At 64.8% G+C, this 24,991-nt stretch carries 16 protein-coding genes and 2 pseudogenes; 6 read left to right on the top strand and 12 right to left on the bottom strand.

The window, feature by feature from the left end; all coding sequences use genetic code 11:
* The 4 genes and pseudogenes from E3O67_RS06105 to E3O67_RS06090 form a co-directional block, all read right to left on the bottom strand.
* A pseudogene (locus E3O67_RS06105) lies at positions 1-225 on the bottom strand (hypothetical protein); the annotation flags it as partial.
* A 53-nt stretch (positions 226-278) separates the two neighbouring features.
* Positions 279-5,240, bottom strand: coding sequence for an ExeM/NucH family extracellular endonuclease (locus E3O67_RS06100; protein ID WP_135102238.1), 4,962 nt, complete (start codon positions 5,238-5,240; stop codon positions 279-281).
* Between the two features lie 160 nt (positions 5,241-5,400).
* Entirely contained in the window at positions 5,401-5,907 is a 507-nt protein-coding gene (locus E3O67_RS06095) for an amino-acid N-acetyltransferase (protein ID WP_134426734.1), read from the bottom strand.
* Positions 5,908-6,146: 239 nt separating this feature from the next.
* The gene (locus tag E3O67_RS06090; RefSeq protein WP_134426720.1) at positions 6,147-8,672 is read right to left on the bottom strand and encodes an ATP-dependent Clp protease ATP-binding subunit; all 2,526 of its coding nucleotides are present in this window, start codon (positions 8,670-8,672) and stop codon (positions 6,147-6,149) included.
* A 312-nt stretch (positions 8,673-8,984) separates the two neighbouring features.
* On the opposite strand from E3O67_RS06090, the gene E3O67_RS06085 reads away from it, so the two are divergent.
* The gene (locus E3O67_RS06085) at positions 8,985-10,583 is read left to right on the top strand and encodes a hypothetical protein (RefSeq protein WP_134426718.1); all 1,599 of its coding nucleotides are present in this window, start codon (positions 8,985-8,987) and stop codon (positions 10,581-10,583) included.
* A 124-nt stretch (positions 10,584-10,707) separates the two neighbouring features.
* Here the strand turns inward: E3O67_RS06085 and E3O67_RS06080 are convergent, their stop codons facing one another.
* Both E3O67_RS06080 and E3O67_RS06075 read right to left on the bottom strand, forming a co-directional pair.
* Positions 10,708-11,988, bottom strand: a complete 1,281-nt coding sequence (locus E3O67_RS06080) for a Y-family DNA polymerase (RefSeq protein WP_135102237.1) — start codon at positions 11,986-11,988, stop codon at positions 10,708-10,710.
* The gene (locus E3O67_RS06075; RefSeq protein ID WP_241979088.1) at positions 11,981-12,403 is read right to left on the bottom strand and encodes a LexA family transcriptional regulator; all 423 of its coding nucleotides are present in this window, start codon (positions 12,401-12,403) and stop codon (positions 11,981-11,983) included. The genes E3O67_RS06080 and E3O67_RS06075 overlap by 8 nt, the downstream gene beginning before the upstream one ends.
* A gap of 326 nt (positions 12,404-12,729) precedes the next feature.
* On the opposite strand from E3O67_RS06075, the gene E3O67_RS06070 reads away from it, so the two are divergent.
* On the top strand, positions 12,730-13,515 hold the full coding sequence (locus E3O67_RS06070; protein WP_134426714.1) for a (S)-acetoin forming diacetyl reductase: 786 nt from the start codon (positions 12,730-12,732) through the stop codon (positions 13,513-13,515).
* 112 nt (positions 13,516-13,627) lie between these two features.
* Here E3O67_RS06070 and E3O67_RS06065 read toward each other — a convergent pair whose 3' ends face one another.
* Genes E3O67_RS06065 through E3O67_RS06045 form a run of 5 tightly spaced genes read right to left on the bottom strand, consistent with a single transcriptional unit; the run spans position 13,628 to position 18,796 of the window.
* Positions 13,628-14,557: an aldose 1-epimerase family protein gene (locus tag E3O67_RS06065; protein WP_134426712.1), complete on the bottom strand. Its 930-nt coding sequence runs from the start codon at positions 14,555-14,557 to the stop codon at positions 13,628-13,630.
* Between the two features lie 45 nt (positions 14,558-14,602).
* Positions 14,603-15,589, bottom strand: a complete 987-nt coding sequence (locus E3O67_RS06060; RefSeq protein WP_134426710.1) for a glycoside hydrolase family 43 protein — start codon at positions 15,587-15,589, stop codon at positions 14,603-14,605.
* A gap of 7 nt (positions 15,590-15,596) precedes the next feature.
* Positions 15,597-16,475 carry a carbohydrate ABC transporter permease gene (locus E3O67_RS06055; protein ID WP_241979087.1) on the bottom strand — a complete coding sequence of 293 codons (879 nt, stop codon included), beginning with the start codon at positions 16,473-16,475 and terminating at the stop codon, positions 15,597-15,599.
* The gene (locus E3O67_RS06050) at positions 16,472-17,485 is read right to left on the bottom strand and encodes a carbohydrate ABC transporter permease (protein WP_134426709.1); all 1,014 of its coding nucleotides are present in this window, start codon (positions 17,483-17,485) and stop codon (positions 16,472-16,474) included. The genes E3O67_RS06055 and E3O67_RS06050 overlap by 4 nt, the downstream gene beginning before the upstream one ends.
* 3 nt (positions 17,486-17,488) lie before the next feature.
* On the bottom strand, positions 17,489-18,796 hold the full coding sequence (locus tag E3O67_RS06045) for an ABC transporter substrate-binding protein (RefSeq protein ID WP_134426707.1): 1,308 nt from the start codon (positions 18,794-18,796) through the stop codon (positions 17,489-17,491).
* 220 nt (positions 18,797-19,016) lie between these two features.
* Between E3O67_RS06045 and E3O67_RS06040 the strand changes: the two genes are divergently transcribed.
* From E3O67_RS06040 to E3O67_RS17755, 4 genes and pseudogenes are all read left to right on the top strand, one after another.
* On the top strand, positions 19,017-20,030 hold the full coding sequence (locus E3O67_RS06040; RefSeq protein WP_134426705.1) for a LacI family DNA-binding transcriptional regulator: 1,014 nt from the start codon (positions 19,017-19,019) through the stop codon (positions 20,028-20,030).
* 56 nt (positions 20,031-20,086) lie between these two features.
* Entirely contained in the window at positions 20,087-21,964 is a 1,878-nt protein-coding gene (locus tag E3O67_RS06035) for a glycoside hydrolase family 2 protein (protein WP_135102236.1), read from the top strand.
* Positions 21,965-22,176: 212 nt separating this feature from the next.
* Positions 22,177-22,341: a hypothetical protein gene (locus E3O67_RS16865; RefSeq protein WP_167726507.1), complete on the top strand. Its 165-nt coding sequence runs from the start codon at positions 22,177-22,179 to the stop codon at positions 22,339-22,341.
* Positions 22,342-22,415: 74 nt separating this feature from the next.
* Positions 22,416-22,808, top strand: a pseudogene (locus E3O67_RS17755) (SulP family inorganic anion transporter); the annotation flags it as partial.
* A gap of 105 nt (positions 22,809-22,913) precedes the next feature.
* On the opposite strand, the gene E3O67_RS06025 reads toward E3O67_RS17755, so the two are convergent.
* Complete coding sequence (locus E3O67_RS06025) at positions 22,914-24,260, bottom strand: DUF2254 domain-containing protein (protein WP_135102235.1); 1,347 nt, start codon at positions 24,258-24,260, stop codon at positions 22,914-22,916.
* Between the last annotated feature and the right edge of the window lie 731 nt (positions 24,261-24,991).

Here is a 24,991-nt window from a genome sequence, read left to right as displayed (position 1 = left end):
CGCAGCCGCCGCCGGGTCGGAGACGGAGGCCTTCGCCCCCGTCGACGCGGCCTCGGCCGCGGGCGTCGGCGTGCTGCCCGGCTCGCCGGCGGCCGGGCGCACGAGGGATGAGATGACCATGATGAGGAGGGCAAGCACGATGAGCAGGCCGAGGCCCACCACGAGACGACGGCGCCAGTACACCTTGCTGGACTGGGGGCCGACCGGATGTTTGATCGTCGACATTACCCAAGGCTAACGAGGTCTACCGGCGCCGCCGCCAATGCCGCGCGTGTCGGTTAGGATTCCTCGATTTCCAGGCGGCGACGACGGGCCAGCAGCAGTCCTCCGAGCAGGAGCATCAGCGTTCCACCTGCCACGAGAGGTGCGAGCTCGACTCCGGTGTGGGCGAGGCCGCCCGCGGTCGGTCCCGTGCGGATGGAGGCGGCAGGTGCCGTCGTCGTCGTCGGGGTGGTCGGCGGGGTGGCCGGGGTGATCGCCGCGGCGAGCACCTCGATCACGGTCCAACCGATCAAGGCCCCGGCGGCATCCTGAACGAAGAGGCGGTGCATGCCCGCCTTCGAATCGATCGGCACCACGGTCGTCACCTGGCCCTGAGCGTTGACCTTGAGCCAGCCCCCGAGGTTCACGCCGTCCAGCGAGACCCAGACATACTGGCCCGCGAATTCGTCGCCCACGGTGACCATGATTGCTTCCCCGGCCTTGTAGCTGCTCTTATCGGTCGTGACGGCGCCATTCAGGTCGGCCGGAGCGTCACCCCAGGTCGTCGGATCGGCCGTCGGTGCCACCGGAGCGTTGACGGCTAGAGGAACCCGCACGATCGTGCCGGACTCCTTCGCGGTCAACTCGAGCACGCTGTCGGCCGGTGCGTCGAGCGGCGCCGTGAAGGTGACGACCGACGAGCCGTTGGCATCAACGGATGCCGTGCCGAGCGTCGCTGTGCTTCCCGGCCAGAGCAGGGCCAGTTCCGTGTTCTTCGGGGCCCCGAGCGAGCTCAGGTTGAGGCCGGAGACAGTGAAGCTGACCGTATCGCCGGGGTTGACGGCGGTGACCGGCACTCCCCTGACGCTGGCCTGACGGGCGGCGAACGACGGCGTCAGTGGGCTTTTGGCGGTGAGGTAGGAGATCCAGGCGTCCCGGTCGACGAGACCGGAATCGCGCGTGCCGGTTCCCTTCTTGAACTCCCGGAAGTTGTCGCCGCCGGTGAGTAGGAAATTGAACGAGCCGACCCGGTAGGAGGCGGCCGGATCGATGGCCGAACCGTCGATCCAGATCCCCGTAATGCGGTCGCCTTCGGCCCGGCTCGCGTCGAACGTGTAATTCACGTTGTCGGAGAGACCCAGCTGCAGGAAGGGGCGGGACGGGACTGTGCCGTCGGCGTTCCGCTGCCACTGCTGCTCCAAAACGGTCTTGAACTGCGCGCCGGTGAGGCTCGTGGTCCAGAGGTTGTTCAGGAACGGCAGCACCGCGTTGGCCTCGGCGTAGGTGACCACGCCGTCCGGGGAGTAGATCAGCTCGGCGCGCATACCGCCCGGGTTGACCACGCCAATTTCGGCGCCGCCCTTGAGCGGGTCAGAGAGGGATTCGCGCAGCGAGTTGGCCACCAGGGTGCCCATCGCCGACGGTGCGGACCGGTCCTCGGCGCACGGTGCTGTGCCGCCGAGGCAGGCGCGGGTGATGTCCGCGGTGATCGAACCGACCGGTTGTTTGCCGATGACGGCGGCCTGGGCCATTGCAGCATCCGTGATTGCCTTGACCTTGAGAACCCGCGGATATGTGGTGGTCAAGGTGGCGTCCGCTACGGTCGTCCGCTTGACGTTCCGGTTTTCCACCGTCGTCGTGTTACCGGATGCGAAGTCGTACTTGAGCACGACCTGACCGATATATTCGCCGTAGTTGCCGGTCTGGAGCACGGGGCGGGTGACGCCCGCGGCGGCGCCGGGAACCTGGGCATCCCAGTCGTACAGCTTGTGCGTGTGGCCGGTGAAGATGGCGTCGACCTTGGCTGAGGTCTGCGTCACGATCTTGGCGAAGGCGCTGGCCGTGAGAGCGAGTTCCTGCTCGAGCGTTGCCTTCTCGACCGTTCCCGCGCCGGCACCCTCGTGGTACTCGGCGATCAGCACGTCGGCTTCGCCGTTGGCCGGGTTGCCGTCGGAGAGCTGGGCCGCGACCCGGTTGACCGCGGCGACCGGGTCGCCGAAGGTGAGGCTGGCGATCCCGTTCGGCGACACCAGGCTCGGGGTCTCCTGCGTGACGGCGCCGATGACGCCGACCGTGACGCCGTTGACGTCGAAGAGCGCGTATTCCTTCATCGCCGGGATCGTCGTGCCGAGCTGGTAGACGTTGGCACCGAGGTACTCGAAGTTTGCCGCGTCGGCGACGCGCCCGTTCAGGTCTGCGAATCCCTGGTCGAACTCGTGGTTGCCCACGGCCGATGCCTTGAGTTCCAGCGCGTTCAGCACGTCGATGGTCGGCTTGTCCTGCTGCGACGCCGAGGCGAACAGTGAGGCTCCGATGTTGTCGCCATCAGAGAGGAACAGCGAGGCCGCGTCCCCATACTCCGCGCGGAGTTGCTCGATCGTGCCGGCGAACTTCACCGTGTTGGCGTCAATGCGACCGTGGAAGTCGTTGATGTTGAGCAGGTTGATGTTGACGCTGGCGGGCCTACTGGCGAGCTTCAACCCGACGATGGCCGGGTCGTGGTCGGACGACCGGTACGCGTTGGCGGCGTAGAAGTCGGTGACGTTGTTGTTGTACCGGCTGTACTCCAGGGCGACGGACTCGACCGAGTTGATGTTCCAGACGTCCACATCAGTGACCGCGGCATTCGCCTCGGGCGACGCGAACACGTGGTCGAGCGAGCCGACGGTGCCTCCGAAAGCGTAGGTGTACTCGCCGGTCTTGGCTTCCTGGCTCAGGTAGCCCGCGTCGGTGATGACTTTGATCGGGTCTTCCTGGTCGTAGGCGTTGAAGTCACCAGTGAGCAGCACGCGGTTGATGCCGGTGCTCGTCTTCATCGTTCCGGCGAATCCGACGAGAGCGGTGGCCTGCTGCACGCGGGACAGGTTCGAGGCTCCCTGGCCGTCCCTCTGGTCGGCGTTGACCCCGGTTCCGGAGCCCTTCGACTTGAAGTGGTTGGCGATCGCGAGGAATCTGCTGCCGGTGTCGCCGACCAGCTGGAAGGCCTGGGCGAGCGGCTGGCGGGCGTTGCCGAACGCGGCGTCGTCGAAGATAACGGACTCCTTGACGGGTTCAACGGCTGCGGGCTTGTAGATGAACCCGGAACGGATGACATCTTCGCTGGCGGGAAGGGCGGCCGGCGAGGGCACATGGGCCCAGACGTTGCTGCCTGCCTGCGCGTTCAGCGCGGTGACGAGGGCCTTGAGGGCGAAGTCGCGGTCCTTGCCGAAGCGGGCGGAGTTCTCGATCTCGAGGAGCGAGACGACCTGGGCGTCGAGGCCGTTGATCGCCGAAACGATCTTCGCCTGCTGGCGCTCGAAGCTGACCTGGGTGGCCGCGCCGCGGGCGTCGCAGCCACTGTTGACCGTGATCGGCGTGCCGGCCCGGTCGGTGTAGTAGGTGCAGCCGGTGAGGGAGTCACCGGTCGTGGCGAAATAGTTGAGCACGTTGAACGTGGCCAGACGAATGTCGCCGCCAACCGCTCGGGGAGCCGCGGTGCGGGTGTTGCTGAAGGTGGCCGGCTGAACGGTCGCCGCGTTGCCGGGGACCAGTTCGGTGGTCGGCTGGAACTTCCAGGCGCTGTTGCGGTAGTCCAGGATGACCGGCTTCGTGAAGGTGGTGGCCGCGCCGATGCGCAGAGGGTTGGCGGCCGTGAGGTAGGGGACCGGAAGAGCCTTGTTCGTCGCGTTGGCGAGGTAGTTGGTGGTGGCGCCGTCATCGAGGGTGACCGCACGCGCCGCGTTGTCCGCGACGGCCGTGGTGTAAGCGGCCGTTCCGGGGCGTGCCGTGACGGTCGGACCCACGAGCGGTGTCGTGCCCGCAGCCAGGCCGATTTCGCCGTACTGGTTGGTCGTGTAGTTGTTGGTGACCGTGAACGCGCCCTGCGGGGAGACAAGCATTCCCTCGAGCGTTTCGCGGGCGGCAGCCGTTGCCGGCAGGCTAACCGTCGCGGGAAGCGGTGCCACGATTCCAGTGCTGTTCAGCGCAGCGATGTCGCTGAGTGCCGAAACCGTGAGCTGAGTCAGGCCGAAGAATTCACTCGCGGTGCCGGTGACCGAGACGTGGTCGCCGATCTTGACGGGTGCAGTGAGCGCGTTCGTGTAGACGAAGATGCCGTCAGACGCGGTGCGCGTGGTCAGGTCGACCGCGCCGCCTGTGCCGGGGGTCTGCAGGTAGAACCCCTTGAACCCGCCCGTGGGGTAGACGGCGGTGACGACGCCGGTCGTGGTGACGGTCTGGCCGGCCTTCGGGCTGACATCCGTCGTGCCCTGGATCTCCTTGATCGGGATGGCGGTGACCGATGGGACTGGCGTCGCTGGGGTCGGGGTGGGGGCGACCGCCGGGGTCGGGGTCGGGGTCGGGGTGGGGGCGACCGTCGGGGTCGGGGTCGGGGTCGGAGTAGCGACCGGGGCAACAGTCTCACCGGCGGCGTTCGTCGGGGTCGGGGCCGCGAGGGTGAAGTCGCCGGTGTTGATGTCCGTGTCGAGGCCCGCGGCACGGTTGAGCGCGGTGGTGACGGATGCGGCAGACGCCACCGTTGTCTCGAAGGTGTTGGACGTGCCGTAGCCGAGCAGATCGATGATGCCGGTGGCGTTACGGAGGGATCCCGTGGCCGGTGCCGTCAGCACCGTGGCCTGGTTGGCGAGGAAGAGCGTTCCGCCTCCACCCGCGAACGAGGGGCCGAAGGTGGCGTTCGGAGTAGGGAGAGCCGCGCCGTTTGCCGCGTTTGAGGAACCCTGCACAAGGTAGTAGCCCTTGGCCGGGATGGTCCCGGTGAGCGCGACCGTGCCGGACGGATCGCCGGCGCCCGTGGCCGTCCGGTACTGCAGCGAAGTCCCGTCGAGAGTGACCGCGGAATTCGTGGGGTTGTAAAGCTCCACGAACTTGTTGAGGTAGGTGGCTCCGGTGCTGCCGCCGTTGAGATAGGCCTCATTGATGACGACCCCCGTACCGGAGGTGTTGGCGGAGGCAGGCAGTGCGACGAGTGGCGAAACGACCAGCCCCAGCCCCAAGAGGGCGGCACAGGTCAGCTTCAGATTGCTGCGTGGTGCGGACGACATTGTTCCCCTAGCTATTCAACGAACGACATTGTTCGTAAGGCTACGGAGGGAGCGTTCAGTTTGGGCATCCTGCAAGGTAACGATTGGTGAATTCGTGCGTTCCGCTCGGATGAGCAGCGACGGGACGGAAGCGGCAGCATCTGCAGGGCGGGTGCCCAGGTCAGACGAGCCGCTTGACCATTCGGGTGTTGCCGAGCGTGTTCGGCTTGACCCGGGCCAGGTCGAGGAATTCGGCGACGCCCTCGTCGTGGGAGCGCACCAGCTCGGCGTAGACGACCGGATCGACAGTTTCGGAGCCCATGTCCGTGAAGCCGTGTCGGGCGAAGAACGGCACCTCGAAGGTCAGGCAGAAGAGGCGGCGGAGGCCGAGCTCGCGGGCATCCACTTCGAGCCGGTCCATCAGGGCGTGGCCGACGCCGTGGCCGAGCCGGTCGGCGGTCACGGCGAGGGTGCGCACCTCGCCCAGGTCCTCCCACATCACGTGCAGGGCGCCGCAGCCGATCAAGGCGCCGTCGGCATCCTCGACCACCCGGAATTCCTGCACGGCCTCATAGAAGACGACGCTTTCTTTGCCGAGCAGGATGCGCTCCTGCACCAGCGGCGCTACGAGGGCCTGGATCCGGGGCACATCGGTGGTGCGTGCCCGGCGCACCGAAAACTCCTGCATTCGCTGCCCGCCACCTCTCGGTTCACTCATACCAAACATCCAAGCCATCAGTCTAGGCAGCCGCGCCGTGGGCGAATTCGACGGACATTTTGCCGGACCGACCCGGTTTGAGCCGAAAACAGGCCCACGGGAGCAAAAACTCCGTCGAATTCGTTAGGTGGCCGCGGCCAGGCAGGGCCGGGCGAGAACGCACAAGGGCCCGGCGGATGCTCCGCCGGGCCCTTCCTAACGGGTCACCGCTACTCGCTGGTCACCGCGAGGTCGGGCGAGCCCGGCCCCGTTCCGATCGCGGCCGTGGTGTTGACGCCGACGCCGACAGCGGAGGCGCGCACCGTCGTGGTGAAGATGTACTCCCCGCCCACGTAGTCCACGTGCACGTGGTCGCCGGCGTTGAGCTCGCCCTGCAGGATCTTCTCCGACAGACGGTCCTCCACCTCGCGCTGGATCGCGCGGCGCAGCGGCCGGGCACCGAGCGCGGGGTCGAAGCCGACCTCGATCAGGTGCTCCTTCACTGCGAGGGTCAGGTCCACGGTCATGTCGCGGTCGAGCAGGCGCTCACTCAGACGCTTGATGAACAGGTCCACGATCTGCAGCAGTTCCGGCTTGGTCAGCTGCGGGAAGACGATGATCTCGTCCACGCGGTTGAGGAACTCGGGCTTGAAGTGCTTCTTCAGCTCCTCCTTCACCTTCCCGCTCATCCGGTCGTAGCCGGTCGACGTGTCGCCCTCGAGCTGGAAACCGACGGGCGCGCCGCTGATGTCCTTGGTGCCGAGGTTCGTGGTCATGATGATCACGGTGTTCTTGAAGTCGACGACGCGACCCTGGCCATCCGTCAACCGGCCCTCTTCCAGAATCTGGAGGAGTGAGTTGAAGATGTCGGGGTGGGCCTTCTCGATCTCGTCGAACAGCACCACGGAGAACGGCTTCCGGCGCACCTTCTCGGTGAGCTGTCCGCCCTCTTCGAAGCCGACGAACCCGGGAGGAGCACCGAACAGACGCGACACGGTGTGCTTCTCGCCGTACTCACTCATGTCGAGCGAGATCATGGCGGCCTCGTCATCGAAGAGGAACTCGGCGAGCGCCTTGGCCAGCTCGGTCTTTCCGACGCCGGTGGGGCCGGCGAAGATGAACGAACCGCTCGGGCGCTTGGGGTCCTTGAGACCGGCACGGGTGCGGCGGATGGTTTTGGCGAGCGCCGAGATGGCCTCTTCCTGACCGATGACGCGCTGGTGCAGGGCCTTCTCCATGAAGACGAGTCGCGAGGACTCCTCTTCAGTGAGCTTGAAGACGGGGATGCCGGTGGCCTGGGCCAGGACCTCGGCGATCAGGCCTTCGTCGACGACGGCGGTCGTCTTGACGTCGCCCGACTTCCACTTCTTCTCGAGGCGCAGTCGCTCGCCGAGGAGGTTCTTCTCCTCATCGCGCAGGCCGGCGGCCTTCTCGAAGTCCTGCTCCTCGATGGCGGTCTCCTTGGCGGCGCGTACCACGGCGATCTTCTCGTCGAATTCGCGCAGCTCGGGCGGGCTCGACAGGATCGACAGGCGGAGGCGGGCGCCGGCCTCGTCGATCAGGTCGATGGCCTTGTCCGGCAGGAACCGGTCGGAGACGTAGCGGTCGGCGAGGTTCGCCGCGGCCACGAGGGCACCGTCGGTGATGGACACCTTGTGGTGCGCCTCGTAGCGGTCGCGCAGTCCCTTGAGGATGTTGATGGTGTGCGGCAGAGACGGCTCGGCCACCTGGATCGGCTGGAAACGGCGCTCGAGCGCGGCATCCTTCTCGAAGTGCTTGCGGTACTCGTCGATCGTGGTGGCACCGATGGTCTGCAGCTCGCCACGGGCGAGAAGAGGCTTCAGGATGCTGGCCGCGTCGATCGCGCCCTCGGCGGCACCGGCACCGACGAGGGTGTGGATCTCGTCGATGAAGATGATGATGTCGCCGCGGGTGCGGATCTCCTTCGTGACCTTCTTCAGGCGCTCCTCGAAGTCACCGCGGTAGCGGCTTCCGGCGATGAGCGAGCCGAGGTCGAGCGAGTAGAGCTGCTTGTCCTTCAGAGTCTCGGGCACATCGCCCTTGACGATGGCCTGGGCGAGACCCTCGACGACGGCGGTCTTGCCGACGCCGGGCTCACCGATCAGAACGGGGTTGTTCTTGGACCGGCGGGACAGGATCTGCATGACCCGCTCAATCTCCTTCTCGCGCCCGATGACGGGGTCGAGCTTGTTCTCACGGGCGGCCTGCGTGAGGTTGCGCCCGAACTGGTCGAGAATCTGGCTGCCCGCCGGACCGCTCGCCTGCTCATTCGCGCCGACCTGCACCTGCTCCTTGCCCTGGTACCCAGAGAGGAGCTGGATGACCTGCTGGCGCACCCGGTTCAGGTCGGCGCCGAGCTTGACGAGCACCTGGGCGGCAACGCCTTCACCTTCGCGGATGAGGCCGAGCAGAATGTGCTCGGTGCCGATGTAGTTGTGGCCGAGCTGCAGTGCCTCGCGCAGGCTCAGCTCGAGAACCTTCTTGGCGCGCGGCGTGAACGGGATGTGACCCGTCGGCTGTTGCTGGCCCTGGCCGATGATGTCCTGCACCTGCTCGCGCACGGCGTCGAGGGAAATACCCAGGCTCTCGAGGGCCTTGGCGGCAACGCCCTCGCCTTCGTGGATCAGGCCGAGCAGGATGTGCTCAGTACCGATGTAGTTGTGGTTGAGCATCTTGGCCTCTTCCTGGGCCAAAACAACGACGCGACGAGCTCGGTCGGTAAATCTCTCAAACATGTGATCGCTCCCTTGGCGCCAGGGCAGTTGTGGCGCCGATACATCGAGAGTAACGAGCGAACCCTGAAATGACTGCCTCTGTTCGCCGCAGGCGTGACGGATGTCGCCGCGCACCCGCGCCGACCTCGATGCTTGCGGTCGATTTCGGCAGGTATGCCGGGCGATCTCGACCGCAAGTGCCGAACTCGGCGCATGGCTCCCGTGAGCCCGCGCGCTCCTTGCGAATCGTCCCGTAGTCGACATAATGACTCGGAAACGGTGGCGAGGGAACGCGCCGGGGGCCGTGACCATCGCAGGTGAGAGGCGGAGGCAATGGACCAGACTGGGAATCCCGAGACGGAAAGCACGGAAGCGGCGCTCGCCCGTCTGGTAAACGAAAACGTGAGGCTCCGGGAGCTGCTCGACGCGGCGGAAACCGACGCCGCGGCGAGCGCCGAGACCGTCCCGCTCCCCGGCCTCGCGGCCGCGATCGTTCCGCCGCCCTCCCGCCAGCGCTGGCGGGCGTTCCTGGCCGTGGTGCTGATCGCCTTCGGTGTTCTGCTGGCCCCGGTGGCGGTCGTGTCCCAGTGGACCAGGAACGTCGTGACCGACACCGACACGTTCGTGGCGACCGTCGCGCCCCTGGCCGAGGACCCGGCGTTCCAGGCGTTCCTGGTCACCGAGATCGTCACCGTGGTCGAGGAGCAGGTCGACATCGAGGCTCTGACGACGGACCTCTTCGACGGACTTGCCGCCCTCGACCTGCCTCCGCGGGCGCAGAACGCGCTTGCGCTTTTGGAGGGCCCCGCCGTCGAGGGGGTGCGCTCGCTGGTCCGCACGTCGGCGGAGCGGGTGGTCGCCTCGGATGCGTTCGCCACCGTCTGGGAAGAGTCACTGCGGCTCAGTCAGACGCAGATCATCTCCGCGCTGGAGGGTGACACCTCATCGGCGCTCGTGATCAGCGACACCGGCGAAGTCGGCATCCAGCTCGGACCCATCATCGCGGAGGTGAAGCAGCAGCTCGTGGCCCAGGGCTTCGGCCTGGCCGCCGACATCCCGGACATCGACCGCACGATCCCGATCGCCCAGTCGGATGCCCTTGTGCAGGCCCGCACGGCCTACCAGCTCCTCACCGTGGCCGGCACGGTCTTGCCGTGGGTGAGTCTGCTGCTCATCGCGGCCGGCGTGCTCGTATCCCGGCGCCGGTCTCTGGCCCTGATCTGGGCCGGCCTCACCCTCGGTCTCTCAATGGCCCTCCTGGCCCTCGGAGTCTCGGTCGGCCGGTTCTTCGCAGTCAATGCCCTGTCACCCGAATACCTGCCGAGCGACCTCGCCGGCACGGTCTACGATTCCGTCGTGCCGCTGGTCTACGCCTCCGCTCTGTCGGTGGGGCTCGCCGCGATCACCGTCGCCATCGTCGCCTACCTGGGCGGGCCCTTCCGCGGCGCGATCGCGGTGCGTCGCCTGGTCACGGACGGCTGCCGGCACCTGCGCGCCAGCGCGGCCCGCAGCGGGGTGACCACCGGCCGGTTCGGCCTCTGGCTCTACCGGGCCCGCCGCTTCATCCGGGCGGCGGTCGGCATCGGGGCGGCCGCCGTCGCCATCTTCTGGCGCCCGTTGACCCCGGCCGTCATCATCTGGACCGCAGTACTCGCGCTCATCGTGGTGCTCCTGATCGAACTGCTGCAGCGACCGCCCGGGGAAGTGGCGCCGGTGCCCGCGGCCGCAGCGGAGGCCGGGCCGACGGAGCCGGCCGCCCGCAGGAGCACGAGCACGAGCACGACCGCCGATCTCACCGAGACGGCCGAGCTTCCGCCCCCAACGGGGAACGCGACGGTCCCGATCGGTGCCGGTCCGATCGCGGCCGGTCCCACCGGTGCGGGCGCGCCCCCGGTCAGCGCGCCCCCGGTCAGCCGGGACGACGCCGACTAGCCGAGCTCCGCTGGTTCGACTCCCGCGTGAGCAACCGGGAACGCGACCCCGCCGAGGTCATCGCCATGGCGTGCCGCCGCACTTCGAGAACCACCGCACCTCGAGAGAGTCAATCTGTGACGAGTCACTGGGCGAAGACGGTGGCCAACTCGTCCCAGTGTGTGGTCGCTCGGGGTGAGACCATGTTTCGCCGCATCGTCCAGGCCCGGTTGCTTTTAAACCCGGCCAGGCCAAGCCCGAGGGTCTCCTGACCGTATTTCGCCGTGATGGAGTCCAGCACGTTCCCGGCGGCGAAGGGGGCAGGGTTGGTGTCGAAGATATCGAGGGCGGCGTGAGTGTCGCGTGAGGAGAACTCGTGCAGGCTCACCCCCACGCGCACGTACTGACGGTCCGATTGCAGCTGCGGGCCGAGCGACGTGATTGCGGCCCGGTACATTTCGACCGGGTCGTCGGTGGGGTCGGGAAAAGCGAGGGAGACGGCGTGGGTCACATGTTCATCCTGGAAGGGCGAGGTCGATGCGTAGCAGCGCATGAGTCGGGCCAGGGAGTTCTGCTGCCGCAGCCGTGCGGAGGCTCGCTGGGTGTAGACGGACAGCACCTCCTTGAGTTCGGAGACCGTGCTGATCGGTGTCGCGAACGATCGCGAGAACTGGATCTGATCCCTGTCGGCGTGCATTTCCTCCAGCGGCAGGCAGTCGTTTCCGCGGAGTTCTTGCACCACCCGCTCCTGGACGACCCCGAAACGTCGCCTGACACGCGCTGCGTCCGCATCACGGAGCTCGGCTGCCGTGTAGATGCCCAGGCCGATCAGCTTCTTCGCGGTCCGGCCTCCGATGCCCCACACCTGACCGACCTCGACGGACTGCAGGATTGAAGTCAGCTGGGCAGGCGCGTATGCCGCCAGGTTGCAGACTCCGAGGAGCGCCGGAGCGGTTTTTGAGCCGCGGTTGGCGAGCTTGGCCAGGGTCTTGCTCGGGGCGATCCCGATGCTGACCGGCAGACCGATCAGTTTCTTCGTGGCGACGCGGATCTCACGGGCGGCGGCGGTCACCTGCTGCGGAGTGCCGGTGAGCCGGATGAAGCTCTCGTCGATCGAGTACACCTCCTGGGAGGAGGTGTAACGGCCGAGCAGTTCGACGGTCCGTGCGGACAGGTCGCCGTAGAGCTCGTAGTTGCTGGAGCGGGCGATGACGCCTCTCGCGGTGGCTTCGGCGGCGATGCTGTGCCAGGGCGACGCCATGTCGATGCCGAGTGTCTTGGCTTCCTGTGAGCGCGCGATGACGCATCCGTCGTTGTTCGACAAGACGACGACCGGTTTGCCCTCGAGTCGGGGATCGAAGATCCGCTCGCAGGAGACGTAGAAGTTGTTGGCGTCGACGATCGCGATCGACGGCAGGTCAGACACGGTGCAGGCACCGGGTGACGACGCCCCAGATGGTGAGTTCGCTCATCTCGTCGAGCACGATGTCGGGGTAGGCCGGGTTCTCCGGAACCAGACGGATGCCCGCCTCATCGATCCTGAGCCGCTTGATGGTGAGTTCGTTGTCGACTACAGCGATGACGACGCTGCCGTCGCGGGCGTCGAGGGAGCGGTCGACGATGATTTCATCACCGTCGAAGATGCCGGCGCCCGTCATGCTGTCCCCACTGACACGCACAATGAACGTCGCCGTCGGGTCCTGGATCAGGTGGCGATTCAAATCGACGGGCCCGTTGTAGTAGCCGGTGGCCGGTGAGGGGAATCCGGCGTGCACGGCCTCCGGCGCCGCCCGGGCGAAGTTCTCCTCGGAGCCGTCGTCGTCGCCGTCGCCCGAAGTCACATCGACGATGGGGTTGAACGTGATCATGTGCGCTCCTGACTCGGACGGGTTGGCCTCGTGTGTGCGTGACATACCCAGTCTCTCAGGGAGCGGTGACACTGGTGCAGAAGAAGTGGTCGGTAAGAACCTCACCGCCCAGACCAGCGGGAACGGATATAATCAGGTTATTGCCCCCCTCGTGGACAAGTCTCTGACACCGAAAATTTCCGGTGGGCGCTTCGCCGTTGGCGATGTGCGTCCCGGATGAATGAAACATCTGTCCTGCTGTGACGTGACGTCACTGACTCGCCGACAGGTTGTGAGTAATCGAGATTGGAATCAAAGCCATGACACGCACAGAAAACGGGAAAGTAGCACTCGTCACCGGTGGCGGGCAGGGAATCGGGCAGGCGATTGCCGAGCGGCTCCACGCCGACGGCTTCAAGGTGGCCATCGCCGACTTGAACCTTGACACCGCAGGCGCAGCAGCCGAATCCCTCGGGGGCAAAGATGGCGGAGCAATCGCACTGCATGTCAATGTTTCCGACCGGGACAGCGTGTTCGCCGCGGTCGCGCAGACCGTGATCGAGCTGGGGGGCTTCGACGTCATCATCAACAACGCCGGTATCGCCCCCACGTCTCCGATCGAGGACATCACCCAGGAGAGCATCGCCAAGATTTTCTCCATTAACTTCAACGGCGTGGTGTGGGGCATTCAAGCAGCCACGAAGGCGTTCAAGGAGCTCGGCCACGGCGGAAAGATCATCAGTGCCGCGTCCCAGGCAGGTCACGTCGGGAACCCCGGCATCGCGTTGTACTCGGCGACGAAGTTCGCCATCCGTGGCCTCTCCCAGACAGCGGCCAGGGACCTTGCCCAATTCGGCATCACGGTCAACACTTTCGCCCCCGGCATCGTGAAGACGCCTCTCATGGAGGAACTGGCGAAGAAGGTCGCAACCGACGCGGGCAAGTCGGAAGAGTGGGGCTGGGATCAGTTCACGAACGGCATCGCCCTCGAACGACTTTCCGAAGCGTCCGAGGTCGCTGGTGTCGTATCGTTCCTGTCCGGCCCCGACTCGAACTACATCACCGGGCAGTCGATTCTCGTTGACGGCGGGATGGTCTTCAACTGAGCGGGATGGTCTTCACCTACGCGGGATGAGAGCCGTTCCGGCTCTCCCCTGAAATCCGGCGCCGCCCATGGCAGCGCCGGATTTCTCTCTCTCCGGATGCCGTCGCGCCTGGCTAGTCGACTGCTCGAATCGTCCAGGAGGCACGTGTTGATCTTCCCGGCTCAAGGACGTTCAGGTTCGTTCCAGAGTTGAAAGCATCCGGCGGACAGGTCATCGGTTCGACGGCTAGTCCAATTCTGTCTATCGAGGGTTCGGGCTGGTCGGCCGTGTGAACCTGAACCCACGGGCATTCGCGGCCCCAGCTCAGTTCAACTCCACTGCCCGCGATCGTCGTCACTCGAACCGTTACCTGGCCGTCAGCGTCGCGGTCGAAGCCAGTGAAGGCGTGGTCGATGAACATGTCCTTGATCGTCCGTGGGGTGCGAAAGTCAAAGGCGACCAGATCTTCAGCATTGACGTCACGGATGCGGATGGGGACGAGACGGTCAGGAGTCACGGTCAGTATTCGCCTGGCTGGGAGATGAAGCGTCCAGTCGTCGACGTGGCCTTCGCCTGCAACGAGGTAAGGGTGCGGAGCGACGCCATAAGGGGCGGCATTCGGGCCGGCATTCACTGCCGTGACTGCCGTTCGAAGGCCCCCGGCGTCGAGCGCAAAATCCACCTCCAGCGTCACCCGGTGGGGGTATCCAGGCTGCGCTTCGACGGTTGCCGCCAGGACGAGCCGATCCGTCGCCTGCCTGACTACGGCAAAGTTCAGCCAGGACGCGAGTCCATGGAGAGCGTGTCCCCTTAGCGGCTCGGTGATACTGAGCTGTTGCTCGACGCCTCCGAATGTGTACCTTCCATCCACGACTCGGTTCGGCCACGGTGCCAGGATGGCGCCGCGGAAGAATGGCCGCACCTCCTCGGCGTCGAACGGCACGATGAGGTTCCGTCCGAGATACTGCAGCGACCGGACGCTCGCACCGATGCTCGCGATCGAGGCGGTGTAGCCATGAGCCTCAAGGACGAGTTGGGTTCCCGACAGCGACGTGAGAGACATGGGAAACCAATCAGTGGAAATACATGGAATTTCAGGTCAATTGGGTTACTCGGGGATCAGGACCCGAGGAATGTCGGCGTGCCATTCGGCCTCGGCAACGTGCAGACCGCGGTATGTGTAGTCCTTGTCCCACCCGTGAAAAACGAGATAGTCCTTGCCATTCGGGCCGAAGACCAAGTCCTGGCCGCCGGGGCCGCGGTATAGACCCCCCGACCCCTCAGTCGAGAGGATCGGAACCCTTTCCTTCACCCACGGGCCGTTGATTGATGCAGCCGATGCAGCACCGACTGCGTACCGGTCGTCTCCGTAAGAGTTCGCGGAATAGAGCATCACGAGTCCTGAACCTCGGGAAACGATGGTGGGAGCCTCGATAAGGTTGCCCTCCCAATCCTCGGTTTGCTTCAGCATCCTGATCGGATCACCCGTGACGCTGAGCCCGTCGTCAGAGAGCGTGGCCGCCTGAATCCAGGTGTCGAGGTCGCAACAGTTCCCGTCATTCTTCCAGACGAGGTACAGGACGTCGTCGATGACCACGGTGCTCGCATCGATGGCGCCCCCTTCATCTTCTGGACAGATGATCATGGCGTCGCCCTGAACGGTGAACGGTCCGGCCGGGTCCCTGGCCGTTGCCACACCGATGCACTGCAGCGTTGGCGCAAAATTCGTCGCCGTGAAGTACATGACGAACGAATCATCGTCGAGTTTCGTCACCTCAGGTGCCCAGGTCTTGCCCGGAATAACCCAACTCGGGAGATCCGGCAACGCGTCGGGCAGCACCTCCCAATCGAGGAGATCGGTGGAGGAGGCGACCTGCACGTTGCGGTTGTTGTCGTTAGTGGCATAGGCGAAGTACGTGCCGTCGACTTCCACTACATCAGGATCAGCGAAATTCGCGTTGAGCACCGGGGCGCCTGCTGCGACGGACGCCGGGGGTGCCGATTGTTCAGCAGCCGTTGCACAGCCACTCACCGCGAAGACCGTAATGACGGCTACAGACACACCTGCCAGGGCTGCGCTGCGAGCAGAGTTCATCGCGGTTCTATCCCTTCACGCCTGAGCGCGAAACGCCCTCGATGATGAAGCGCTGGAGGAAGATGAACAGCGCCAGCACAGGCACGCTCGCGACAACCGCCCCGGCCATCAGGAGGTCGTAGCGCACTGCATTTGCGGACTGAAGCGTGGACAATCCAGCGGGCAGTGTTTGCACTTCCGGGCTGAACAAGACGTAGACGGGCCAGAGGAAGTCGTTCCAGTTGCCGAGGAAGGCGAGTAGCGCGAGTGTTGCGAGAGCCGGTTTGGCGAGGGGTAAAACGACCTGCATGAAGATCACGAATCGGTTCGCCCCATCGAGCCGGGCGGCCTCCTCCAACTCGATCGGCAGGCCGACGAAGAACTGTCGCATGAAGAACACTCCGAATGCGGATGCCGCTGTCGGAATGATGATCGCGACGAGCGAGTTGAGCCACCCCAGTTCGCTCACGATGAGGTAATTGGGGATCACGAGGATCACCGGCGGCACCAGAAGCGTCGCGACGATGATGACGAAGACGAAATTCTTGCCCCGAAACTGCATTCGTGCGAGTGGGTATGCCGCGAGTGACGCCGTGATGACGACAAGCGTGGCATTGAGGGCCGCTGCGACCATGCTGTTTGCGAACCATTGCAGCACCGGAGTCGAGGTCCCAGGGGCGAGGATGGACGCGAAAGCTTGCAGAGAAATCGGATTGGGGATCCACGACGGTGGAATGGCCGTCGCGTCAGCCCGGGTCTTGAGGCTGGTCACGATCATGAAAATGATCGGGCTTATGAACGCGATTGCGATCGCGCCGAGAACGACGACCCGAGTGATTGTGCCACTCCGCCGGCGTGCACGGCGTGCACGGGAACCGGCACTGATCGTGGTCGTAGGAGCGTTCACGATCGCACCTCCTTTTTGAGTTTCTTGGGCTGTTTCTCGCGAAAGACGTAGAAGACAAGCGCACTGATCGCCATGAGGAAAACGGTCAGTACATAACTCATGGCTGCAGCACTACCCATCTGGAAGTTGCGCAGACCAGCGTCGGCGATCTGGTAAATTGCCGTGCGCGTTTCACGTCCGGGGCCACCCTGAGTCATGAGATAGGACTGGCCGAACATGTTGGCGGAGGCGAGGAGGGTGATGATCGTGATGAACGACAGGATGGGCTTGAGCCCGGGGATCGTCACGTTCAGGAACTGCATCCAGGGTCCGGCCCCATCAACACGTGCAGCCTCATAGAGTTCGATCGGGATGTCCTGCAGACCGGCAAGATAGATGACTGCGTTGAATCCGAGCGTCCACCAGACGGTCACCCCCACGAGCGCGACCCAAGCCGCCGGTGTCGTTGTTGTCCACGCGGTGTCATCCGGAAGCCCGAGGAGTCCCAGATAGTGGTTCACGAGCCCGATGTTGTTGTCGAGCAGGTATCGCCAGAGCACCGAGATGACGGCGACGCCCAGCACGTAGGGGGCGAAGTAGATGGCTCGGAGAAAGTCCCGGCCGGGAAACTTCTTGCTCATGAGTAGAGCGACGGCAAGCGGGACGATCAGCAGCAGCGGCACGCTGAGCACCGTGAAGATTCCGGTAGCCCGCATGGATCCCCAAAACGGGCCAAAAACCGTCGATCCGGGCGAAAACAAGGAGACGTAGTTGTCGAGGCCGACAAAGGGTTTATTCGGCAGCGTGTAGTCCCAGGAATGAAGACTGATCCACACACCGAGAACTGCCGGGAGGATGACGAAGCTACCAAAAAGCAGCAGATAGGGGGCAAGAAAGAGCCAGGGTGTGGCTTTCCCCTGCTGCCGAGTGCCTGCTTGCTCGCCACGTTTCTTCTGCGACTCCTGGTTTGAAGCCGAGGGGCGGCGCGCCCTCCCCGTGGGGAGGACGCGCTCACCAACCTTCGTCGACATCCGTCAGTCCCCGAACGAGGCTTTGTTGTCGTCCATGAGCTTCGTAGCCGTTCCGGCGGCTTTCTTGAGCGCCTCACTCGGCGACGTCGTTCCCTGAACTCCGTCTGCGACTGCGATTTCGAGGGTCTCGGCCTGTACCCCGCCGATTCCGGGGATGGGCGGCAAGAAACGCATCGAGTCGATCGTCTCAGCGATTGCTTCCTGCGGCAGGCCGTCGAGAGCGCCCGCATCGCGCACCGACTGACGAGCCGGGATCATGCCAGAGCCTGCCCACTCTGCGGACTGCTCACTCATCCAGGCGATGAACACCTTCGACGCATTGACCTTGTTCTTGTCGGCGTTTGCCTGGCGGGGGAGGAAGAAGTTATGGGAGTTGGCCCAAACGGCATCCGTTTCGCCGATTGCAGGGATCGGAGCAACCGCGTACGGGAGGCCGGATTCGGAGAGGTCGTTGATCTGCCAGATCCCGTCCCAGGTGATCGACGTCTCACCGTTCTTGAAGGCGACGTACTGCGAGTCAATCGCAACGTCACCCGGGCTGTAGCCATCGTCCACAATGGAGCGCTGCCACTCGAGTGCTTTCACTCCGGCTGCCGAATCGAACGTGGCTCCGTCATCGCCGTACGGTTCACCGTCGTTCTGCCACAGCAAGGAGAGGTTCATCAGATGGCTCGGCCATCTCGTCGGCATCCAGAACGGTGTCTCATAGCCGGCCGCTTTCAGCTTGCCGAGCGCATCCTGCAGGGAAGCGGCGTCGGTCGGGGCCTCTTCGATTCCAGCAGCGGCGAAGTGTTCGGTGTTGTAGTACATGGCCAGGGAATGCACATCGAGCGGAATGCCGTAGCGGGCATCCTTGTAGACGCCTGCGTCCCAGACTTCCTCGGTGAAATCATTCGCTGTCAGACCCAGGTCGTCGGCGAGATCATCGATCGGTATGATGACGTTCCGCGCGGCATTCGTCGCCAGCTGGTCGAGGTGCATCACGCCGACGTCGGGACCTTCGCCGGCGGTCACCGCGGCGGGGAGACGTTGGTAGAAGTCGGTCCACTGCATCGTGTTCGAGACAACCTTGATGTTGTCATGCTCAGCATTGAAATCGGAGACCATCTTCTCCATGAAGGGGCCGTCGCCGCCGGTGAATCCGTTCCAGTAAGACAGCTCCACTTCGGGTCCGGTGTATTCACCAGTGAAGGGCTCACCCGCCGCCTGTCCGGTTCCGCCCGCCGAACACCCGGCAAGTACCAGCATGAGTGCTGCACCGAGAGCGGTGACCCCAAACACTCGCCGCCCCAGGAAGTCATTCTGCTTCATGATCGTTCGTCCTCCTCATCGAAAACATCGCTCCGCGACCTACGCGCGCAGCGGACCGCCCACCTCCCGCACCGATTGGAACGGCAAACGAGCGCCTTCCGTCAATGTACAGCGCTAGAAACGTCTTTGTCTAGTCTTCGCGGATCCGCGCCAAACACCGTTTCCAGCGCCTCGCCACAGTCGCCTTAGGATGGACCCGACCGGACTGGACGGGACAAACATGGCAAGGGTGCGACTAATTGACGTGGCGGAGCTCGCGGGCGTGTCAATGAAGACCGTCTCGAACGTGGTTCACAACTATCCCCACGTGGCCCCAGCACTTCGCGAGAAGGTCCAAGCAGCCATCGACCAGCTCGGCTATCGCCCCAATCTCACGGCGCGGCGTCTGGCAACCGGAAAAACCGGAATGATCGCCCTGGCTATCCCCGAGATCGACCACCCGTACTTTTCGGAACTCTCCCGCCACATTGCCGAAGAAGCAACGCGACGCGGATACCGAGTGATCATCGAGCAGACCCTGAGCGATCCCGTCGTGGAACGGGCAGTACTCAGCGATCGGGAGGCCGGCCTGGTCGACGGCGTGATCTTTCACCCCGTCCGCATGGGATCCCTCGACATCGCGAAGCTCGATGCCGCCACTCCGCTGGTATTGCTCGGCGAGGCGGCCATGCCCGTCATGACAGACCACGTGATGATCGACAACGTCTCCGCCGCTCTCGATGCCACGCGGCACCTCCTGGCGAGAGGATGTCGGCGCATCGCTTTTCTCGGAGTCATCGCTGCGGACATCACTGGTTCGACGAATCAGCGTCTTCTCGGTTACCAACAGGGCCTACTCGAGGCCGGGGTTGAGCTGAATCCCGAGCTGGTCTTCACTGCGTCGGAGTTCACGGCGGAGGCGGGCCTTCGTTCGGTCGCCAAGGCACTTGAGCGCGGGGTGCGCTTCGACGGCGTGGTCTGCCGCGACGACCGGTTTGCGATCGGAGCACTGAAAACTTTGCACGATTCCGGCCGATCGGTGCCCGGAGATGTGGCCGTGGTCGGCTGGGACAACACCTTCCTGGCCGCATACACGTCCCCGACGCTCACCTCCGTGGCTCCGAGGAAGACCGCCATTGCCAGGGCTGCTTTCGATCTGCTCGAGGAGCGAATCGCTGGGTACCGTGGGGTCGGCCGCCACATGATCGTGGGGCATTCGCTCGAGGTGCGCGAGAGCGCTCCCCTCGCTCCTTGACACCGTAGATGCCACCTGGACTTTACAGCGCTGTAATTTGGCGGCATGATTGCGGTATGTCGCCCTCTCTCCCGATTTCTGCCAGTGCTCAGGGTGGCGTTTATCCCCGCCCCCAACTCGTTCGCCCGAATTGGCACGATCTCGCCGGCGAGTGGGCATTCGAACACGACGATCACGACCTCGGCAGAAGTGAGAAGTGGTTCGCGAACGCTGCACACCTCGGCCGGGTCATCACGGTTCCATTTCCGCCGGAGTCCGAGCTGTCCGGAATCGGCGATCCAGGCTTCCACCCCGTTGTCTGGTACGCCCGCCTCATCACACCTGAGGACGTAGCCGCAAGTGGTCGGTCCAGCACCCGCGACCGGGTCGTCTTGCATTTCGGGGCGGTCGACTACCGCGCATCCGTGTGGGTCGATGGTCAGTTCATCGGATCACACGAGGGCGGCCAGACGCCGTTCTTCTTTGACATCACCGAAGCTCTCTCTCCCGACCAGAGTGGCGTGCTCGTGGTTCGTGCCGAAGACGACCCCCACGACGTCGCTCAGCCTCGGGGCAAACAGGATTGGCTTGAAGATCCGCACGTCATTTGGTACCACCGCACCACGGGGATTTGGCAACCGGTCTGGCTCGAGTCCGTGCCAGACCAGCGGATCGAGGCCCTGAGTTGGACTCCGAATGTACCGGCCGGGAACGTCGCGATCACGGTGGACCTGACCCGGCGACCGGCAGCTGGCGTAACCGTTCAGGTGAAACTCTCCGTCGCAGGCGAAACCCTCGCCCGGCAGTCGTTCTCGACCGTGGAGCCGCGATCACTTGCAACCATCCAGATTGCTCGACAGGCCAACGGTCAGGCCTTCGAGGCTCTCCTATGGTCGCCGGAGAACCCGCAACTGATTGACGCGCATGTCTCGATCATTGCTGACGACGGGAGCACTCTCGACGAGTCCTTCTCCTATTTCGGGCTTCGCAGCGTCGGTGTCGCGGGCGGCAGGTTCCTGCTCAATGACCGGCCGTACTTCGTACGCTCGGTGCTGGAGCAGGGCTACTGGCCGCAGTCGCATCTCGCTGCGCCTTCGGCCGAAGCTCTGCGAGCCGAGGTAGAACTCATCAAGGCGCTTGGGTTCAACGCAGCCAGAATCCACGAAAAGGTCGAGGACCCCCGATTCCTCTACTGGGCGGACCGGCTCGGCCTGCTCATCTGGGGTGAAATGGGCAGCACCTACGAATTCTCTCCGGAGGCAGTGTCGCGAGTCACCCGCGAATGGACCGATGTGGTGCGCCGTGACAGATCGCATCCGTCAATCGTGACCTGGGTTCCCCTGAACGAGAGTTGGGGCGTGCAACAGATCTCTCACGACGACGCCCAGTTGGACTTCGCCCAGTCGCTGTACCACCTGACTCGAGCGCTCGATCCGAGCCGTCCCGTCATCTCCAATGACGGCTGGGAACATGCCATTTCTGACATCCTCACAATCCACGACTATGCCGGCACTGCCGAAGAACTCGACGCCAACTACAAGGACATGGACGCCATCCGTGCCCTCGTCACGGGCATGGGCCCAGCCGGCCGCCGCCTGCAGCTCCTTCCTCGCGAGGTCGAAGGCCAGTCGATCATGGTCACTGAATTCGGCGGGGTCAGCTTCGCGCCCGACGCCGCTGATGACTCTTGGGGCTACACGACGGCAACGAGCTATGAGGACTTCGAAAATCGGGTGTCAGGTCTCGTGGGCAGCCTTCGGGACAGCCCGATACTCTCCGGCTTCTGTTACACCCAGCTGACGGACACGATGCAAGAGACCAATGGGCTCACTGACGAGAACAGGAAGCCCAAACTGCCGATCGCCGTCATCCGCAGCATTGTGTCAGGCGAAGACGCGCCTCTCCCCCCAGTGACTGTGGTCGCTGCTTCGAGTCTGCACTCAGCCACCGGGTGACGACGACGACCGGCTCTGTGAACCGGTCGCAGGGACTGCGCGCCGGATACTGAGATGGGACGTGCAGTTGTGTCTCCGCTCGAGCCACAGCGAGTCACGCGCCGGCCATAGACACCGAGCCGCCACGGTGCGAGCACCCCCACGGACGCACCCCTTCACGAGGGCGACGACGCTCGTAGGGTGATCCGATCGAGCCGTAGAACGGATAGACCATGAATGCCGTCGAAGCATCCGAGGCCGTTGCACTGGCGAACGCCCAAGCCTCCCGGACCGTCCCGTTCTCCGACCACCGCCCTTCCGACAGCGCCCGGCGCGGGTTCATCGCCCAACGCGAGCCGGGTACGGGCGACCCCGATTTCGCAATCGTCACCTCGTGACCCGGCGGGGGAACGCGTGCCCATGACAACCGCGGTGGGAGCGGCGCCGGCGTTCGAGGTCGGCGTCACATTCCATGCGATTCCAGCCCATGGCCCGCAGCTGGACTAGGCGATTGCGCGGCCGCGGCGTATCCCAGGACCTGGGCGCCGGGCTCGTGCACGGCCTGGTGAGCGTGCCGGATGGGTTGGCTGCGGGCATCCTCGCCGGGGTGAACCCGGTTGCGGGGCACTACGGCTATCTTTTCGGAACGGTCTCGGACACGGCGGTGCTGACCGCGGCCGGCGCGCAGAGTCGCCTCGCGAACCTCACCGCAGGGGCGGTCATGGGGGTCTCCATCCTCCTGTTCAGCGACTTGGTCGGCTACATCGCGAAACCATCGCTGGCAGCCTTGCTCGTGCTGATCGGCATCCGAATGTTCAAGCCCGACCGCCTGCTGATGATGTGGCGCAGTCGGCGGGTTCGGTCGTGGTGCTGCGTCTGCGCGGCACCCAAGACGTCAGGGCATCGGCCGTCAGGGCATCGACCGTCAGGGCATCGACCGTCAGGGCATCGACCGTCAGGGCATCGACCGTCAGGGCATCGACCAGGAACCGGTGCAGGCTTCCGCCACGGAATCGCACTCCCTCAGCAGCCGCCGCTTCTCGTCAGCCGAGAGCTCTGCGGTCGCGAGGGCGACCCGTACCGCGGCGACACGGTCCTGGATCGCCACGCCGTCAGGACCGGGCCCGACCACCCAGCTGAGTTCACGCAGCATCCGCACGGCGCGTTCCGCGGTTCTCGGATCATCCAGCGCATACCTGACCATTTGGCGCATCACCTGGTCCACGAGGTTCTCGAAGGTCGGATAGTTCAGAATCACCCGGGGCCGGGCCCGCTCGTCGACGTAGAGCTTGGGTCCGGTCTGGCGGGTGGCGAGGGTGCACAGAACGGCCGAGATGTGCCCGAGGGCGTGAACGGCCGTGGTCGGGTCGTTGATTCCCGGCGAGAGCGCCCGGCTGGCGACGTCGAGCAGCTGCTGGAGGCCGTAGCCGGCATCCCAGGTTGACGTTCGCTCGAACCCCTTCGACAGGCTCCCCGTGAGCCCGTCACTCAGATCGATCAGCCGCTGGCCGTCGAGGGCGCGCCCATCGGTGGCCCAGGCCCTCGCGAACGGCACTCCGGAAATGAGCGAATGGCCGGGCACGGCGTCGATGACGACGAAGGCGTCCGCCTTGACCGCGGCAGCACAGGCGGCTGTGGCATCGATGCCCAGCAGGAACCCGGAGACAGCGCTTTCGATCAGCACGGCCCCTGGCCCCGAACCGGCCAGATCGACCGCTCTGGCATCCTCGTCGCGGGGAAAGATCCGGTCGATGGTCTCGTCGGCCTCGTCATGGACATCCCGCATCATGGTCTCGACCCGGATCTGCGTTGCCAGGTGGGCCAAAAAGAACACCAGCGCGATGACGCTCGCCAGCGTCAGCCCGAACCCGACGGTGACGGCAATTCTCGGCACGAACCCCTCCCCCTCGCTCGTCTCCGCACGGATGCTCCGCAGCACCGTGAGCGCGAACACGAACGTCGCGAGGAAGAGTGCCAGCGTGTTGTGAACGAACGTGTCACGCGAGAAGGTGCGCAGCAGACGGGGCGAGAACTGGCTACTCGCGAGCTGCAGAGTCACCACCGTCAGCGAGAACGTGAGCGAGGTGACCGTGATCAAGGATCCGGCAATGGTTTGCATCACCGCCTGAGCGGCCTCGGGGCCACCACCGAACAGGAGGCCCGATAGCACGCCCGGCAGCTGATCCTGGAGCTGCCGGTCGAGGTAGGGCACAAAGTGGCCGAGAAGCACCGCTGCCAGGGTCGCCGCCAGAGGCACGGGCCAGAGCTGCGTACGCAGGGAATCCCTCAGGTTGCCGCCGCCGGTCTGCGGGCTCATGACCCGTTTCCCGGCTGGTCAGCGTGCCGATCGAGCCGGATCGAAGTGCGAATCATGCCCTGAACGATAGTGCCCCGCCCCGCAGTCAGGCTTGAACGAACCGCCGGTGTCCGGAATGGCGTCCCTGCACGGGGAGTCGGGCGGGGACACGTTCCGCCCTCGCCCCGAACGAATTCGACGGAGATTCTGCCACAATCGGCCGAAAATGCTCGAAAAAGCTCCTTTTTCCCCTAAATCTCCGTCGAATTAGTTCAGCACCGGATCTCGATTCCAGTCGTGTGGTCTTCCTCCGCCGAGTGAGCGTTGCTTGCGTGCGCGGCGCGCGCGGCTTGCGTGCGCGGATCGCGCGCAGCTTGCGCCATCAGGTCACGGGTCTGATGTTGTGAGTGACAGGTGTCATTGAGGCTGGTCCAGGGTGGTCGAAACGGCCCGGTGAACTCCTCCCGCGCGGGTGGTCCCCGAGACAGAAGGCTCCGGTCCAATGATCGATTTCCTCAGGACACGATTGTATTGTTTTCGATGAAAATGATCCCTGAGTGTATTAACACTAGATAGTTTGTTCTACTTGAGCTAGACTCATCTTGTGACCAACCTCCTGGAACACCCCGCAGCGGATGCCGCGCCCGGCTCGTCCGCGGCGGCGTGGGCGGTCGCTGAGCTGCAGGCTCTCGCGGCGGGGCTCGCGGGGTCGCTGCGGTGTTCGGTGGTGGGCGGCTTCGATGACGATGGCT

This window comes from Cryobacterium sp. TMT3-29-2 (genome assembly GCF_004564305.1).
GTDB lineage: Bacteria > Actinomycetota > Actinomycetes > Actinomycetales > Microbacteriaceae > Cryobacterium > Cryobacterium sinapicolor.
The sequence above is the reverse complement of the archived record's forward strand: the minus strand, read 5'-3'. Positions and strand labels throughout refer to the sequence as shown.

Excerpts from the sequence above, each read along its gene's own strand:
- E3O67_RS06100 (WP_135102238.1), bottom strand. The coding sequence starts at position 5,240 with ATGTCGTCCGCACCACGCAGCAATCTGAAGCTGACCTGTGCCGCCCTC.
- E3O67_RS06095 (WP_134426734.1), bottom strand. The coding sequence starts at position 5,907 with ATGCAGGAGTTTTCGGTGCGCCGGGCACGCACCACCGATGTGCCCCGG.
- E3O67_RS06090 (WP_134426720.1), bottom strand. The coding sequence starts at position 8,672 with ATGTTTGAGAGATTTACCGACCGAGCTCGTCGCGTCGTTGTTTTGGCC.
- E3O67_RS06085 (WP_134426718.1), top strand. The coding sequence starts at position 8,985 with ATGGACCAGACTGGGAATCCCGAGACGGAAAGCACGGAAGCGGCGCTC.
- E3O67_RS06070 (WP_134426714.1), top strand. The coding sequence starts at position 12,730 with ATGACACGCACAGAAAACGGGAAAGTAGCACTCGTCACCGGTGGCGGG.
- E3O67_RS06065 (WP_134426712.1), bottom strand. The coding sequence starts at position 14,557 with ATGTCTCTCACGTCGCTGTCGGGAACCCAACTCGTCCTTGAGGCTCAT.
- E3O67_RS06060 (WP_134426710.1), bottom strand. The coding sequence starts at position 15,589 with ATGAACTCTGCTCGCAGCGCAGCCCTGGCAGGTGTGTCTGTAGCCGTC.
- E3O67_RS06050 (WP_134426709.1), bottom strand. The coding sequence starts at position 17,485 with ATGTCGACGAAGGTTGGTGAGCGCGTCCTCCCCACGGGGAGGGCGCGC.
- E3O67_RS06045 (WP_134426707.1), bottom strand. The coding sequence starts at position 18,796 with ATGAAGCAGAATGACTTCCTGGGGCGGCGAGTGTTTGGGGTCACCGCT.
- E3O67_RS06040 (WP_134426705.1), top strand. The coding sequence starts at position 19,017 with ATGGCAAGGGTGCGACTAATTGACGTGGCGGAGCTCGCGGGCGTGTCA.
- E3O67_RS06035 (WP_135102236.1), top strand. The coding sequence starts at position 20,087 with ATGTCGCCCTCTCTCCCGATTTCTGCCAGTGCTCAGGGTGGCGTTTAT.
- E3O67_RS16865 (WP_167726507.1), top strand. The coding sequence starts at position 22,177 with ATGAATGCCGTCGAAGCATCCGAGGCCGTTGCACTGGCGAACGCCCAA.
- E3O67_RS06025 (WP_135102235.1), bottom strand. The coding sequence starts at position 24,260 with ATGAGCCCGCAGACCGGCGGCGGCAACCTGAGGGATTCCCTGCGTACG.